General features: G+C 69.5%; 12 protein-coding genes and 1 tRNA gene. 3 read left to right on the top strand and 10 right to left on the bottom strand.

Annotated elements, in window-relative coordinates; all coding sequences use genetic code 11:
• Positions 1–63: 63 nt before the first annotated feature.
• Positions 64–2796, top strand: coding sequence for a phosphoenolpyruvate carboxylase (ppc, locus tag ACFU3E_RS15115; protein ID WP_384156940.1), 2733 nt, complete (start codon positions 64–66; stop codon positions 2794–2796).
• A gap of 63 nt (positions 2797–2859) precedes the next feature.
• Here ppc and ACFU3E_RS15110 read toward each other — a convergent pair whose 3' ends face one another.
• The 8 genes from ACFU3E_RS15110 to ACFU3E_RS15075 form a co-directional block, all read right to left on the bottom strand.
• On the bottom strand, positions 2860–3564 hold the full coding sequence (locus tag ACFU3E_RS15110; RefSeq protein ID WP_384156937.1) for an LPXTG cell wall anchor domain-containing protein: 705 nt from the start codon (positions 3562–3564) through the stop codon (positions 2860–2862).
• Positions 3565–3701: 137 nt separating this feature from the next.
• Positions 3702–4193 (bottom strand): hypothetical protein, encoded by a 492-nt coding sequence (locus tag ACFU3E_RS15105; RefSeq protein WP_384156934.1) that lies wholly within the window; start codon positions 4191–4193, stop codon positions 3702–3704.
• A gap of 54 nt (positions 4194–4247) precedes the next feature.
• The gene (gene pth, locus ACFU3E_RS15100; RefSeq protein ID WP_384156931.1) at positions 4248–4850 is read right to left on the bottom strand and encodes an aminoacyl-tRNA hydrolase; all 603 of its coding nucleotides are present in this window, start codon (positions 4848–4850) and stop codon (positions 4248–4250) included.
• Positions 4851–4916: 66 nt separating this feature from the next.
• Positions 4917–5513 (bottom strand): 50S ribosomal protein L25/general stress protein Ctc, encoded by a 597-nt coding sequence (locus ACFU3E_RS15095; RefSeq protein ID WP_384156928.1) that lies wholly within the window; start codon positions 5511–5513, stop codon positions 4917–4919.
• Positions 5514–5677: 164 nt separating this feature from the next.
• On the bottom strand, positions 5678–6658 hold the full coding sequence (locus ACFU3E_RS15090; protein WP_384156925.1) for a ribose-phosphate diphosphokinase: 981 nt from the start codon (positions 6656–6658) through the stop codon (positions 5678–5680).
• Between the two features lie 135 nt (positions 6659–6793).
• The gene (gene glmU / locus ACFU3E_RS15085) at positions 6794–8242 is read right to left on the bottom strand and encodes a bifunctional UDP-N-acetylglucosamine diphosphorylase/glucosamine-1-phosphate N-acetyltransferase GlmU (RefSeq protein ID WP_384156922.1); all 1449 of its coding nucleotides are present in this window, start codon (positions 8240–8242) and stop codon (positions 6794–6796) included.
• Between the two features lie 124 nt (positions 8243–8366).
• A tRNA-Gln gene (locus ACFU3E_RS15080) sits at positions 8367–8438 on the bottom strand.
• Between the two features lie 12 nt (positions 8439–8450).
• The gene (locus ACFU3E_RS15075) at positions 8451–9323 is read right to left on the bottom strand and encodes a hypothetical protein (RefSeq protein WP_384156920.1); all 873 of its coding nucleotides are present in this window, start codon (positions 9321–9323) and stop codon (positions 8451–8453) included.
• 168 nt (positions 9324–9491) lie between these two features.
• On the opposite strand from ACFU3E_RS15075, the gene ACFU3E_RS15070 reads away from it, so the two are divergent.
• Positions 9492–10790, top strand: a complete 1299-nt coding sequence (locus tag ACFU3E_RS15070; protein WP_384156917.1) for a sensor histidine kinase — start codon at positions 9492–9494, stop codon at positions 10788–10790.
• A gap of 21 nt (positions 10791–10811) precedes the next feature.
• Here the strand turns inward: ACFU3E_RS15070 and ACFU3E_RS15065 are convergent, their stop codons facing one another.
• Together ACFU3E_RS15065 and ACFU3E_RS15060 are read right to left on the bottom strand one after the other, a co-directional pair.
• Positions 10812–11306 carry an SUKH-3 domain-containing protein gene (locus ACFU3E_RS15065; RefSeq protein WP_384156914.1) on the bottom strand — a complete coding sequence of 165 codons (495 nt, stop codon included), beginning with the start codon at positions 11304–11306 and terminating at the stop codon, positions 10812–10814.
• Positions 11307–11403: 97 nt separating this feature from the next.
• Positions 11404–11991 carry a YwqJ-related putative deaminase gene (locus tag ACFU3E_RS15060; RefSeq protein WP_384156911.1) on the bottom strand — a complete coding sequence of 196 codons (588 nt, stop codon included), beginning with the start codon at positions 11989–11991 and terminating at the stop codon, positions 11404–11406.
• 399 nt (positions 11992–12390) lie between these two features.
• Here ACFU3E_RS15060 and ACFU3E_RS15055 point away from each other — a divergent pair, with 399 nt between their 5' ends.
• On the top strand, positions 12391–13395 hold the full coding sequence (locus ACFU3E_RS15055; protein ID WP_384156908.1) for an SMI1/KNR4 family protein: 1005 nt from the start codon (positions 12391–12393) through the stop codon (positions 13393–13395).
• Positions 13396–13401 lie beyond the last annotated feature (6 nt).

Genomic DNA, 13401 nt, shown 5'->3' with positions numbered 1-13401 from the left:
GCCGCGAGACGCCGTCCGGGTTCCCCTCCCAGACGAGCTTCAACACTGCAAGGAGCCGCACCTGTGAGCAGTGCCGACGACCAGACCACCACGACGAGCAGCGAGCTGCGTGCCGACATCCGCCGGCTGGGTGACCTCCTCGGCGAGACCCTCGTCCGCCAAGAGGGCCCCGAGCTGCTGGAACTCGTCGAGAAGGTCCGCCGCCTCACCCGAGAGGACGGCGAGGCCGCCGCCGAGCTGCTGCGCGGCACCGAACTCGACACCGCGGCCAAGCTGGTCCGCGCCTTCTCCACCTACTTCCACCTCGCCAACGTCACCGAGCAGGTCCACCGCGGCCGCGAGCTGCGCGCCCGCCGCGCCGCCGAAGGCGGACTCCTCGCCCGAACGGCCGACCGGCTCAAGGACGCCGACCCCGAACACCTGCGCGAGACGGTCCGCAACCTCAACGTCCGCCCCGTCTTCACAGCCCACCCCACCGAGGCCGCACGCCGGTCCGTCCTGAACAAGCTCCGGCGCATCGCCGCGCTCCTGGAGACGCCGGTCATCGAATCCGACCGCCGCCGCCTGGACATCCGCCTCGCCGAGAACATCGACCTCGTCTGGCAGACCGACGAACTGCGCGTCGTCCGCCCCGAGCCCGCCGACGAGGCCCGCAACGCCATCTACTACCTCGACGAACTCCACGCCAACGCCGTCGGCGACGTCCTGGAAGACCTCACCGCCGAACTCGAGCGCGCCGGCGTCAAGCTCCCCGACGACACCCGCCCCCTCACCTTCGGCACCTGGATCGGCGGCGACCGCGACGGCAACCCCAACGTCACCCCCCAGGTGACCTGGGACGTCCTCATCCTCCAGCACGAACACGGCATCAACGACGCCCTGGAGACGATCGACGAACTCCGCGGCTTCCTGTCCAACTCCATCCGCTACGCCGGAGCCACCGAGGAACTGCTGACCTCCCTCCAGACCGACCTGGAGAACCTCCCCGAGATCAGCCCCCGCTACAAGCGCCTCAACGCCGAAGAGCCCTACCGGCTCAAGGCCACCTGCATCCGGCAGAAGCTGGAGAACACCAAGAAGCGCCTCGCCAAGGGCACCGCCCACCGCGACGGCCGCGACTACCTCGGCACCGGCGAACTCCTCGCCGACCTGCGGATCATCCAGGACTCCCTGCGCGAGCACCGCGGCAGCCTCTTCGCCGACGGCCGCCTCGCCCGCACCATCCGCACCCTCGCCGCCTTCGGCCTCCAGCTCGCCACCATGGACGTCCGCGAACACGCCGACGCCCACCACCACGCCCTCGGCCAGCTCTTCGACCGGCTCGGCGAGGAATCCTGGCGCTACGCCGACATGCCCCGCGACTACCGCGCCAAGCTCCTCGCCAAGGAACTCAGGTCAAGAAGGCCGCTCGCCCCCACCCCGGCACCCGTCGACGCGCCCGGCGAGAAGACCCTCGGCGTCTTCCAGACCGTGAAGAAGGCCCTGGAGGTCTTCGGACCCGAGGTCATCGAGTCCTACATCATCTCCATGTGCCAGGGCGCCGACGACGTCTTCGCCGCCGCCGTCCTCGCCCGCGAAGCCGGCCTCGTCGACCTGCACGCCGGCTGGGCCAAGATCGGCATCGTCCCGCTGCTCGAAACCACCGACGAGCTCAAGGCCGCCGACACCATCCTGGAGGACATGCTCTCCGACCCCTCCTACCGGCGCCTCGTCGCCCTGCGCGGCGACGTCCAGGAGGTCATGCTCGGCTACTCCGACTCCTCCAAGTTCGGCGGCATCACCACCAGCCAGTGGGAGATCCACCGCGCCCAGCGCCGCCTGCGCGACGTCGCCCACCGCTACGGCGTACGCCTGCGCCTCTTCCACGGCCGCGGCGGCACCGTCGGCCGCGGCGGTGGCCCCACCCACGACGCCATCCTCGCCCAGCCCTGGGGCACCCTCGAAGGCGAGATCAAGGTCACCGAACAGGGTGAGGTCATCTCCGACAAGTACCTCATCCCCTCCTTGGCCAGGGAGAACCTGGAGCTGACGGTCGCCGCCACGCTCCAGGCATCCGCCCTGCACACAGCCCCCCGCCAGTCCGACGAGGCCCTCGCCCGCTGGGACGCCGCGATGGACGTCGTCTCCGACGCCGCCCACGCCGCCTACCGCGAACTCGTCGAGGACCCCGACCTGCCGACGTACTTCCTCGCTTCCACGCCGGTCGACCAGCTCGCCGACCTGCACCTGGGCTCGCGGCCCTCCCGCCGCCCCGGCTCGGGCGTCTCGCTCGACGGGCTGCGAGCCATCCCGTGGGTCTTCGGCTGGACCCAGTCACGGCAGATCGTCCCCGGCTGGTTCGGCGTGGGCTCCGGCCTGAAGGCGCTGCGCGAGGCGGGCCTGGACACCGTGCTCGACGAGATGCACGGACAGTGGCACTTCTTCCGCAACTTCATCTCCAACGTCGAGATGACCCTCGCCAAGACCGACCTGCGGATCGCCCAGCACTACGTCGACACCCTCGTCCCCGACGAGCTCAAGCACGTCTTCGACACCATCAAGGCCGAACACGAACTCACCGTCCGCGAGGTACTGCGCGTCACCGGCGAAGAGGAACTCCTCGACGCCGCGCCCGTCCTCAAGCAGACCTTCACCATCCGCGACGCCTACCTCGACCCCATCTCCTACCTCCAGGTCGCCCTGCTCAAGCGGCAGCGCGACGCCGCCCAGGCCGCCGAGCAGCCCGACCCGCTCCTCGCCCGCGCCCTCCTCCTCACCGTCAACGGCGTGGCAGCAGGCCTGCGCAACACCGGCTGAACCACCCCGGACACCACCGTGCCCCCGAGCCCGTACAGGCTCGGGGGCACGGTGCGTTCCACCTCAGCCGCGGCCAGGCCTCCGGCGCCGCAGCACCAGGAACCCGCCGCCCGCCACCAGCGCCGCCGCCACACCGGACAGCAGCCCCACCGGGGCCCAGTTGCCCGTCTCGGCGAGGTCACCACCGGCACCGCCCTGCGGCGACGGCGACGACGACGGCGCCGAGGACACCGGCACACCCCCGCCGGCCGACGAACCCGGCGACGCCGACCCGGACGGCTCACCCGACGGCACCTCGGACGCCCCCGGCGAAGGCGACACGGACGCCGACCCGGACGGCGTCACACCACCGGGCTCCTCCTCGTCCTCGCACTCCGACCAGAACACCTTGTGCTTGGCGGAACCCTTCTCGCCCTCGAAGGTCCAGAACAGCTTGTAATGCCCGTCGGGCAACGACAGGTCCTCGCTACGGCCGTGACCCTCCGCGTCCAGCGTCAGCGCTCCGGACTCCACCGTCTCCCCCTTGTTCTCACTCGGGGGAATCGCGTCGATGTGCCAGTCCACCTGCTGACCACCGTCGAAACCGAAGGCATCCAGATAGAACGCGCACACATGTGGCTCGTTGCGGCGCAGCTCCTCGCCCGTCGAGGCGTCATGGATCTTCACCGTGCCGTTGTCACCCGGAGGCGTGGCGTGGGCGGCCGGAGTGAGCAGGAAGGCCGTGGAAGCGGCAGCGCAGACAGCGCCGAAGCGGGAGAGAGTTCGCATAGGGGGCAGTCCATCTTCGAGAAGTGACCGGGAAGATGTGGAGGGGGCGGCTCAGCTTCCAGCCTCGCCCGGCAGCACGTCAATCACGAACACACAACGCTCGCCCCTCCACAGAATGGAGAGGACGTTCCAACCCCTCAGACGGTCACGAACGCGGCCGTCAGCAACGCCATCCCCGACAACGCCAGCACCCACGCCGCCCGCGTCCGCAGCAGACCACCCGCCACCACGACCGACGCCAGCAACAACGCCCCACCCAGCGGAACCCACGCGTACAACACCCCCGCCGGACCCGAACGCACCGCGTCATCACCGCCGGGCTTCACGACCACCGTGTAGGTCCGGCCCCGCTCCACCGCGACCGACTTCTCCAGCACCACCCGCGCCCGCGGCTGCCACCCCTCCGACGACGGAGTGAACCGGCCCCAGCACGTCTCCGGCCCGCACCGCGCCACCTCGACCGTGCCCCGCTCCCGGCCCTTCGTCAGCATCACGTGCTGCGCCGTACCCCACGACGCCCACACACCCGCGATCAGAATCAGCACCGCGACCGTACCCATCGCCGCGAACCGCCCGAACCGCAACACGACGGCCGAGGCCTGGGACGAGGAGGCGGCATGGGCAGGCATGGCCGGGATCATTGGCCATGCCTGAACGGCCCGTCAACCTCGGCGGGTGACAAGTCAGGAGTTGTACGTGCTTTGCGCCCGCTCCAGCCCCTCGATCACCAGACACTCCACCGCGTCCGCCGCCCGGTCCACGAAGTAGTCCAGCTCCTTGCGCTCCGCCGACGAGAAATCCTTCAGCACGAAATCCGCCACCGGCATCCGCCCCGGCGGCCGCCCGATCCCGAACCGCACCCGGTGATACTCCGCACCGAACGCCTTCGTCATCGACTTCAGACCGTTGTGCCCGTTGTCCCCGCCACCCAGCTTCAGCCGCAACATCCCATAGTCGATGTCCAACTCGTCATGCACCGCCACCACATGGCCCACCGGCACCTTGTAGAAATCCCGCAGCGCGTTCACCGGCCCGCCCGACAGATTCATGTACGACATCGGCTTCGCCAGCACCACCCGCCGGTTCAACGGCCCCGGCGGCCCGATCCGGCCCTCCACGACCTGCGCCTGCGCCCGCCCGGCCCGCTTGAACCTCCCCCCGACCCGGTCCGCCAGCAGATCCGCCACCATGAAACCCACGTTGTGCCGGTTCCCCGCGTACTCCGGTCCCGGATTGCCCAGCCCCACGATCAGCCAGGGAGCGGCCGCATCGGTCGTCACGTCCATGTCTCCTTCATACGCGTCGGCCGCCGCCCCGCACGGGAGCAGCGGCCGACGAAACGACGACGAGGATCAGGCCTCAGCGGCCTCTCCGCCCTCGGCCTCTTCACCCTCAGCGGCCTCCTCGGCCTGCGCGGCCAGAACCTGAAGGACGACGGTGTCCTCCTCGACGTCCAGCGTCGTGCCCTTCGGCAGCGCGATGTCCTTGGCCAGGACGGAGTCACCGGCCGTCAGACCCTCGACGGAGACCGTCACGGACTCCGGGATGTGCGTCGCCTCGGCCACGACCGGCAGCGCGTTCAGCACGTGCTCCAGCAGGTTGCCACCCGGGGCCAGCTCACCCTCGGTGTGGACGTAGATCTCGACGTTGACCTGCTCGCCCCGCTTGACCAGCTGCAGGTCCACGTGCTCCAGGAAACCCTTCAGCGGGTCACGCTGCACGGCCTTCGGAATCGCCAGCTCGTTCGACTTGCCGTCGATGTCCAGCGCGATCAGCACGTTCGGCGTACGCAGCGCCATCAGCAGGTCGTGACCCGGCAGGGTCAGGTGCAGCGGGTCCGAACCGTGCCCGTACAGGACACCCGGAACCTTGTCTTCACGACGGATACGGCGCGCGGCACCCTTGCCGAACTCGGTGCGCGTCGCGGCGGAGATCTTCACCTCGGACATAGTCACTCCTCGAAGTAGGAACGGACGTGGTCACCCGGCCACGAACGGCCTGCTACGAAGAGCGCGTCGATAACGGACAACCGCATCCCCAAACGGGAACGGCCTCCCTCGCCGAGCAACTGAAGCAGTCTACTCGGACAGGGAGGCCACACCCAAAAGGATCTCTACTGCTCGTCGAACAGGCTCGTCACCGAGCCGTCCTCGAACACCTCACGCACCGCACTCGCGATCGTCGGCGCGATCGACAGCACCGAGATCTTGTCCAGATCCCCGCTCAGCTCACCCGGCGTCGGCAGCGTGTTCGTGAACACGAACTCACTCACCCGCGAGTTCTTCAGCCGGTCCGCCGCCGGGCCCGACAGCACACCGTGCGTCGCCGTCACGATCACATCCTCCGCACCGTGCGCGAACAGCGCGTCCGCAGCGGCACAGATCGTCCCACCCGTGTCGATCATGTCGTCCACCAGGACGCACACGCGACCCTCCACCTCACCCACGACCTCGTGGACGGTGACCTGGTTCGCGACATCCTTGTCCCGGCGCTTGTGCACGATCGCCAGCGGCGCACCCAGCCGGTCGCACCAGCGGTCCGCGACCCGCACCCGGCCCGCGTCCGGCGACACCACCGTCAGCTTCTTGCGGTCCACCTTCCGGCCCACGTAGTCCGCCAGCAGCGGCAACGCGAACAGGTGGTCCACCGGACCGTCGAAGAAACCCTGGATCTGGTCCGTGTGCAGATCCACGGTCAGGATCCGGTCCGCACCCGCGGTCTTCATCATGTCCGCGATCAGACGCGCCGAAATCGGTTCACGCCCACGGTGCTTCTTGTCCTGCCGCGCGTAACCGTAGAACGGCACGATGACCGTGATGGACCGGGCCGACGCACGCTTCAGCGCGTCGATCATGATCAACTGCTCCATGATCCACTTGTTGATCGGAGCCGTGTGGCTCTGGATCAGGAAGCAGTCGGCACCACGCGCCGACTCCTGATAACGCACATAGATCTCACCGTTGGCGAAGTCGAAGGCCTTGGTCGGGACAACCCCGACCCCCAGCTGTTGGGCGACCTCCTCCGCAAGCTCGGGGTGGGCGCGGCCGGAGAAGAACATCAACTTCTTCTCGCCGGTCGTCTTGATCCCGGTCACAGCACTGTCTCCTCAGAGGTGTCGCAGCTGGGTGTCGAGAGACCTCGCAGCCGGCTTGCCGGAGGCCGTCTCAGCTGGTGGGGGTGCGGGTGTGCACTTATCACCGTACGCCGTGTTTGAGGCAACGGTTTCCGGTCAGCCCTCACCGGCCGACTCCCGGGAGGCCGCCTCAGCCGCCTTCGCGGCCGCGCTCCCCGGACGCTTCCGAGCCACCCAACCCTCGATATTCCGCTGCTGACCACGGGCCACGGCCAGCGAACCGGGCGGCACATCCTTCGTGATCACGGACCCGGCAGCGGTGTACGCACCGTCCCCCACCGTGACAGGCGCCACAAACATGTTGTCCGAGCCCGTCCGGCAGTGCGAACCGATGGTCGTGTGGTGCTTCTCCTGCCCGTCGTAGTTCACGAACACGCTCGCAGCACCGATGTTGGACTGCTCCCCGATGGTCGCGTCACCCACGTAGGAGAGGTGCGGCACCTTCGTCCCGTCCCCGATCGAGGCGTTCTTCGTCTCCACGTACGTCCCGATCTTGCCCTTCGCGCCCAGCCGCGTCCCCGGACGCAGATACGCGTACGGACCCACGGTCGCGCCCGGGCCGACCTCGGCACCCGCGGCCACGGTGTTGTCGACCCGCGCACCGGCACCCACGCGGGTGTCGGTCAGCCGGGAGTTGGGCCCGACCTCCGCACCCTCGGCCAGATGCGTCGAGCCGTGCAGCTGGGTGCCCGGGTGGACGACGGCGTCCTGCTCGAAGGTGACGGAGACGTCGATGAAGGTCGTCGCGGGATCGATGACCGTCACACCCGCGAGCATCGCCCCGGTCAGCAGCCGGTCGTTCAGAATCCGGCGGGCCTCGGACAGCTGCACACGGTTGTTGATCCCGGCGATCTCACGGTGGTCGCCGGCCACGGACGCCCCGACCCGGTGCCCGGCCTCACGCAGGATCCCGAGGACATCGGTCAGGTACTCCTCGCCCTGACTGTTGTCCGTCCGCACCTTCTTCAGCGCGTCGGCGAGCAGCTGCCCGTCGAACGCGAACACACCCGAGTTGATCTCACGGATCGACCGCTGGGCGTCGGTGGCGTCCTTGTGCTCGACGATGGCGGTGACGGCTCCGGTGGCCTCGTCGCGGACGATCCGCCCGTATCCCGTCGCGTCCGGCACCTCGGCGGTCAGCACGGTGACCGCGTTGCCGTCGGCGGAGTGCGTGGCCGCGAGGGCCTGCAGGGTTGCGCCGGTCAGCAGGGGCGTATCGCCGCACACGACCACGACGGTCCCGTCGACGGACCCACCGAGCTCCTCGAGGCCCATCCGCACGGCGTGCCCGGTGCCGTTCTGCTCCGCCTGTACGGCGGTGCGGACGTCGGGGGCGATGTCGCCGAGATGGGCGGTGACCTTCTCACGGGCGTGGCCGACCACGACGACCAGGTGCTGTGGCTGCAGTTCACCTGCGGCGGCGAGCACATGGCCCACGAGGCTGCGGCCGCAGAGCTCGTGCAGGACCTTGGGTGTGGCCGACTTCATACGGGTGCCCTCACCCGCTGCGAGAACGACGACGGCGGCCGGGCGGTTGGCGCTCACGGGATGCCCTTCGGCTGTGGATGGGGTGGGGTGACATCCGCAGGATACCGGGGGGTTTTATGGGGGGTGTGGGTGTGGGGCCTGACCGGCATTGGCATCAGCCAGGACCCGAACCGAGTGTGTGCTCCCCTGCCAGGACTCGAACCTGGAACAAATCATCCAAAGTGACCCGTGTTGCCGATTACACCACAGGGGACCATAGGCCCGGCTAATCGGACATCTCGCCGATTGGCTGGGTGGCTCCCAACACTATGCCGTACCAAGAGCCTTCGATGCGACGGTACAGGTCGGCGCTCTGCCGGACCTTGATCGCAAGGCAGCCCCGGTATGAGTCGCCGGTGTTCTTGCGGACCGTCTTGGGGTTGTGTTTCTTGAGTGTCGTCTTGTAGAACGCGGAGCGATCGGCGCCGACGAGTTCGGCCCAGTACAGTTCGGCGCCCGGGATGTCGGCAGACTCGTGGATCATCACCGCGTACCGGATGCGATCTCGCTCCACGCCCAGCAGATCGAGCCAGGCCAGGAAGACCCGGATCATGCCGGGATCGCTGTTGACGAAGCAGACGTTCTCACGGCGGTCGTAGGGCTTGTCCTTGCCGCCCTCTGCCCAGTACAGGCCGACACCCAAGAGGAACAGCTCGCGCGGCGACAGTGCGCCGACGGCTTGCTCGGCTGCCTCCTTGATCTGCTGCCGCTCCTCGTCACGCAGGCGCATGGTGGCTTCCCGGCCCCGCTTCGCGATTGCTGACGCCTCCTCGGGGGTTCGCTTGCGCTCCGGCTTCGGCGGATCCCGTACCCACAACGAGATCGAACTCTTCGAGCACCCCAGCTCCATTTGGATCTGGTCGTAGGTCCAGCCCTGGAGTCGGAGGTCCCTCGCCTTCTCCCTCAGGTCGTCCTTCGCGTTCGGGCGCTTCGTCCAGGCCGGGGCGGGCTCGCCCTCCAGGAGGCGGTTGAGGATGTCGTTGTTGTCGACGCGCAGGCGGTCGCGGATCTGGCGTCGGCTCAGCCCTGCGCGCCGCGGCTCCACCGCCCTCTCCCGCAACCCCTCGAAGTCCGCGTACTTGCCGGGTGCATGTGTCATACGCATACCGTCCGGGCGGCATGGAGCAGTCCGGGGTCGAACGGTGAGCGATTCAGCAGTTCGAGGGATATCGGGTGGTTTCGCAGCCGAACGGTCACGGAGTGTGATGCGGGCCAGTCCCGGAAACTCACCGGAAAGCGGGCGGGGGGCGCCTTTAGGCTGGGAGGCATGACCGTGACGGGGGAAGACCATGTGACGGCCCAGGGAGGGCCGTGGTGGTGGGCCAGACGGCGCAGTGCCGTGTTCGATGTGAGTCTGGCCGTGGTGTCCGCACTGGAGTGCGCGCTGGAGGGGATTCCGTTCGCGCGGGAGGCGGGGATCCCGGTGGCGGCGGGGGTGGTCTTCGGGCTGCTGGCCGGTTCCGTGCTGGTGGTGCGGCGGCGGTGGCCGATCGCCGTCGTGCTGGTCTCGATCGCCATCACGCCGGCCGAGATGGGCTTCCTGCTGGGCGTCGTCGGCCTGTACACGCTGGCCGCGGCCGAGATGCCCCGGCGGATCATCGCGTCGCTGGCGGGGATGTCGCTGGTGGGGACGCTGATCGTGACGTTCGTGAAGACGCGGCAGGACATGTCGCGGGGGGACCTGGACATCGGGGACTGGTTCGTGCCCTTCGCGGCGATCACGATGTCGCTGGGCTTCACGGCGCCTCCGGTGCTGCTCGGTCTGTATGTGGGGGCGCGGCGGCGGTTGATGGAGAGCTTGCGGGAGCGGGCGGACAGTCTGGAGCGGGAGCTTCAGTTGCTCGCGGAGCGGGCGGAGGAGCGGGCGGAGTGGGCCCGTAACGAGGAGCGGACGCGGATCGCGCGGGAGATGCACGATGTGGTCGCGCATCGGGTGAGTCTGATGGTGGTGCATGCCGCGGCGCTGCAGGCGGTGGCCCGGAAGGATCCGGAGAAGGCCGTCCGGAATGCCGCGCTGGTGGGGGACATGGGGCGGCAGGCGCTGACGGAGCTGCGGGAGATGCTCGGGGTGCTGCGCAGCGGTGGGGACGGGCGGCGTGAGCGGGCGCCGTCGATGCCGTTGGCGGCGGTGGGGGTTGCTGCGGCTGCGGCGGCTTCGCGGGCGGCCGAAGACGAGGGGCCGTGTCTGGCGGAGATCGAGGAGCTGGTGGGGCAGTCGGCTGCCGCGGGGATGGTGGTGGCGCTGTCGGTGGAGGGGGATGCCCGGTCGTATGCGCCTGTGGTGGAGCAGACGGCGTATCGGGTGGTGCAGGAGGCGTTGACGAACGTCCACAAGCACGCGGCCGGGGCGAAGACGTATGTGCGGTTGGCGCATCGGGTGTCGGAGATCGCGATGCAGGTGGAGAACGAGCCGCCTGAGGAGGCGGCGTCGTCGGCGCGGTTGCCGTCCGGGGGGAACGGGCTGGTGGGGATGAAGGAGCGGGTTTCGGCGCTGGGTGGGGTGTTCGTGTCGGGGCCGACGGACGCGGGGGGTTTCCGGGTGTCTGCGGTGATTCCGGCGTCGTAGCCCGTTCGGGGTGTGTCGTGGTCAGCCTGTTGTGAGGCGCAGGGGTTCGGTGCCGGCGATGAGGGTGGCGAGGGCTTGGTCGATGTCGGGGCCGAGGTACCAGTCGCCGGTGTGGTCGAGGGTGTAGACGCGGCCGTCGGTGTCGATGGCGAGGAGGGCCTGGCTGTCGGTTTCGGTGCCGAGGGGGCAGACGTCGGTGCCGAGGGCGCGGCCGAGGTCGGCCAGGGTGCGGGCCATGTGGAGACCGTGCAGCGGGTCGAGGTGGAGGTGGGCGGGGGCGACCTGGCGGCCGGGGCCGGTGGGGGTGATGTGGAGTCCGCCGAATTCGGCCCAGGCCTCGACGGCGGCGGGGAAGACGGTGTGGCGGTGGCCTGCGGGGGAGGCGTGGTCGCGCAGGGCGTCGGCCCAGATCTCGGCTTGCTTGATGTCCCAGCGTCCGGGTTGCCATCCGGCGGCGCGCAGGGCGGCGTCGACGGGAACGGCGAAGCGGGTGGAGGAGGTGCGGTCGGTGTGCATCTGCCCTTCGTCTCGTCGAGGTCATGGGGCGGCGTGAGGTGCGCGCCGGGGTGCCTGGTGCTGGTGCTGGTGCTGGTGCTGGGGGGAGGAGGAGGCGTCAGCTGTTCTGGGATGCCGGGTCGACTATCCGGACGCCGAAGTGGGAGCTGAGCGCGGTGCAGGCGCGGCAGGGGGCGGCGAAGCTGCCGTGGAGGGGGTCGCCGTCCTCGCGGATGCGTCGGGCGGTGAGTTTGGCCTGCTTGAGGGCTTTGCGTGCCTCGCCGTTGGTCATGGGTTTGCGTGCGGCGCGTTTGCTGCGGGCGGTGTCGGCGGCGGCGATGTGGCGGGAGATGAGGATGGTCTCGGCGCAGCGTCCGGTGTAGCGGTCGCGCTGGGCGCTGGTGAGGGTGTCGAGGAAGTCCTGGACGAGGGGGTGCAGGGCGGGGGGTGTGTCGCCGCGGGCGGCGGTGCCGGTGAGGGTGGTGCCGCGGACGGAGAGGGCGGCGGCGACGGTGGGGAGGATGCCGTCGCGGCGGTGCCGGAGGACGGGGGTGTGGGCGGCCTCGGTGGCGCTCCAGCCGATGCGGGGGTCGCCGTTTCGCGGGTCGCCGGCCAGGGGGCCGGTGTCGCGGGTGCCGGCTCGGGGGTTGCCGTTTCGTGGGTCGGCGGACCTGCCGGTGTGTGGTCCCGTCTGTGTCGCGTTCATGATTCTCTTCCCCTCCGTGCATCCCCCCGGGGGGCACAGCCTGCCAAATGCCGTGGCTGGTGCGGAAGCTGGGGCGCGGCGACACGCCCGTAGCGGGGCGTGGCGTCACGGTGGGGTGACGGCTGGTCACGGAAGCGGAGGGGGTGCCGGCCGGTGCCGGTGACCGGTGTCGTCGTACCGCATAGGCTGTCGGCACCGCGGGTGATGCGGTGATCCGTTCGGAGATCGATGCAGTGAACCGGAGGGTGATCCGTGGTGCCGGTGGGTGAGCAGTGAGGTGCAGTGAAGTGCGCCGAGGTGCAGTGCAGTCGAGAAAGCAGACGTGACAGTCGATACGGGTCGTAGTGCGCCAAGGGTGGTGAATACGGGTCGTACAGAGTGCCGCAGGGGGCAACCGTCATGACGACAGGTCGGCTCGGGCAGCAAGCCGCGCCGCCGAACGCGGCCTATGCCGGGCAGGTCGTGCATTTCCCGGATCCGGTCCGGGCGGCGCGTCACCCGAGAGGGGTACGGGTCGACGAGCGTGGTTACCCCGACTTCTCGGCTTACGCGCGTGCGGCCACGGAGATCGCGGAGCCGCCGGAGGGTTTCGGTGTCGACGAGTTGCGGCTGACGGACTACGTGTCGGCGAACACGGCGCTGTCGGCGTCCGGGCACGAGTTGTGGGACACGGTGCCGGCGGTGGCGACGCCGCACGGCTGGACGTGGCACCACGTGGTGGGCACGCGGCGGCTGGAGCTGGTCCCGGTCGAGGTGAAGGCGCTGCTGCGGCATCACGGGGGCGTGGCGACGTCGGGCGTCGACCATTCCAAGCGGGGCACACGGCCGCTCCAGGAGACGCGTCCGGCGCACTTCGGGCTGCCGAAGTCGGGTGTCGCGGTGACGGAGTCGCAGGTGCAGGGTGTCGAGGAGGACCTCGGCTACCGGTTGCCGGGTGCGTACCGGTCGTTCCTGAAGGCGGCGGGCGGCTGTGCGCCGGTGGGTGCCGCGCTGGACGCGGAGCTGGGGCTGCTGGTCGACCAGCCGTTCTTCACGGTGCGCGACGAGGCCGCGGTCAATGACCTGGTGTACGTCAACAAGTGTCTGCGTGACCATCTGACCAAGGACTACCTGGGGATTTCGTTCGTCCAGGGCGGGCTGCTGGCCGTGAAGGTGAAGGGCGAGCGGATCGGTTCGGTGTGGTTCTGCGCGTACGACGACGCGCGGGACGTGGATCCCTCGGTGCCGCCGGCGGAGCGCGTGGAGCGGCTGCTGCTGCCGTGCGGGGACGACTTCGATGTCTTCCTGTCGCGGCTGGCGGGCAATCCGCCGGAGTTGGAGACGGTGGCGAACCTGATGGTGGACGGCGGTTTCGCGCGTGTGGTGCCGGTGGGCGCGGTGTCGTCCTCGGCCGTGGGGGAGTGAGGTCGG

The organism is Streptomyces sp. NPDC057424 (assembly GCF_042803315.1).
Classification (GTDB): Bacteria; Actinomycetota; Actinomycetes; order Streptomycetales; family Streptomycetaceae; genus Streptomyces.
Note: the sequence above shows the minus strand (reverse complement) of the source record. Positions and strands in the feature narration are given on the sequence as shown.

Excerpts from the sequence above, each read along its gene's own strand:
- ACFU3E_RS15060 (WP_384156911.1), bottom strand. The coding sequence starts at position 11,991 with ATGAACGCGACACAGACGGGACCACACACCGGCAGGTCCGCCGACCCA.
- ACFU3E_RS15055 (WP_384156908.1), top strand. The coding sequence starts at position 12,391 with ATGACGACAGGTCGGCTCGGGCAGCAAGCCGCGCCGCCGAACGCGGCC.
- ACFU3E_RS15075 (WP_384156920.1), bottom strand. The coding sequence starts at position 9,323 with ATGACACATGCACCCGGCAAGTACGCGGACTTCGAGGGGTTGCGGGAG.
- ACFU3E_RS15065 (WP_384156914.1), bottom strand. The coding sequence starts at position 11,306 with ATGCACACCGACCGCACCTCCTCCACCCGCTTCGCCGTTCCCGTCGAC.
- pth (WP_384156931.1), bottom strand. The coding sequence starts at position 4,850 with ATGGACGTGACGACCGATGCGGCCGCTCCCTGGCTGATCGTGGGGCTG.
- ACFU3E_RS15070 (WP_384156917.1), top strand. The coding sequence starts at position 9,492 with ATGACCGTGACGGGGGAAGACCATGTGACGGCCCAGGGAGGGCCGTGG.
- ACFU3E_RS15105 (WP_384156934.1), bottom strand. The coding sequence starts at position 4,193 with ATGCCTGCCCATGCCGCCTCCTCGTCCCAGGCCTCGGCCGTCGTGTTG.
- ACFU3E_RS15095 (WP_384156928.1), bottom strand. The coding sequence starts at position 5,513 with ATGTCCGAGGTGAAGATCTCCGCCGCGACGCGCACCGAGTTCGGCAAG.
- ACFU3E_RS15110 (WP_384156937.1), bottom strand. The coding sequence starts at position 3,564 with ATGCGAACTCTCTCCCGCTTCGGCGCTGTCTGCGCTGCCGCTTCCACG.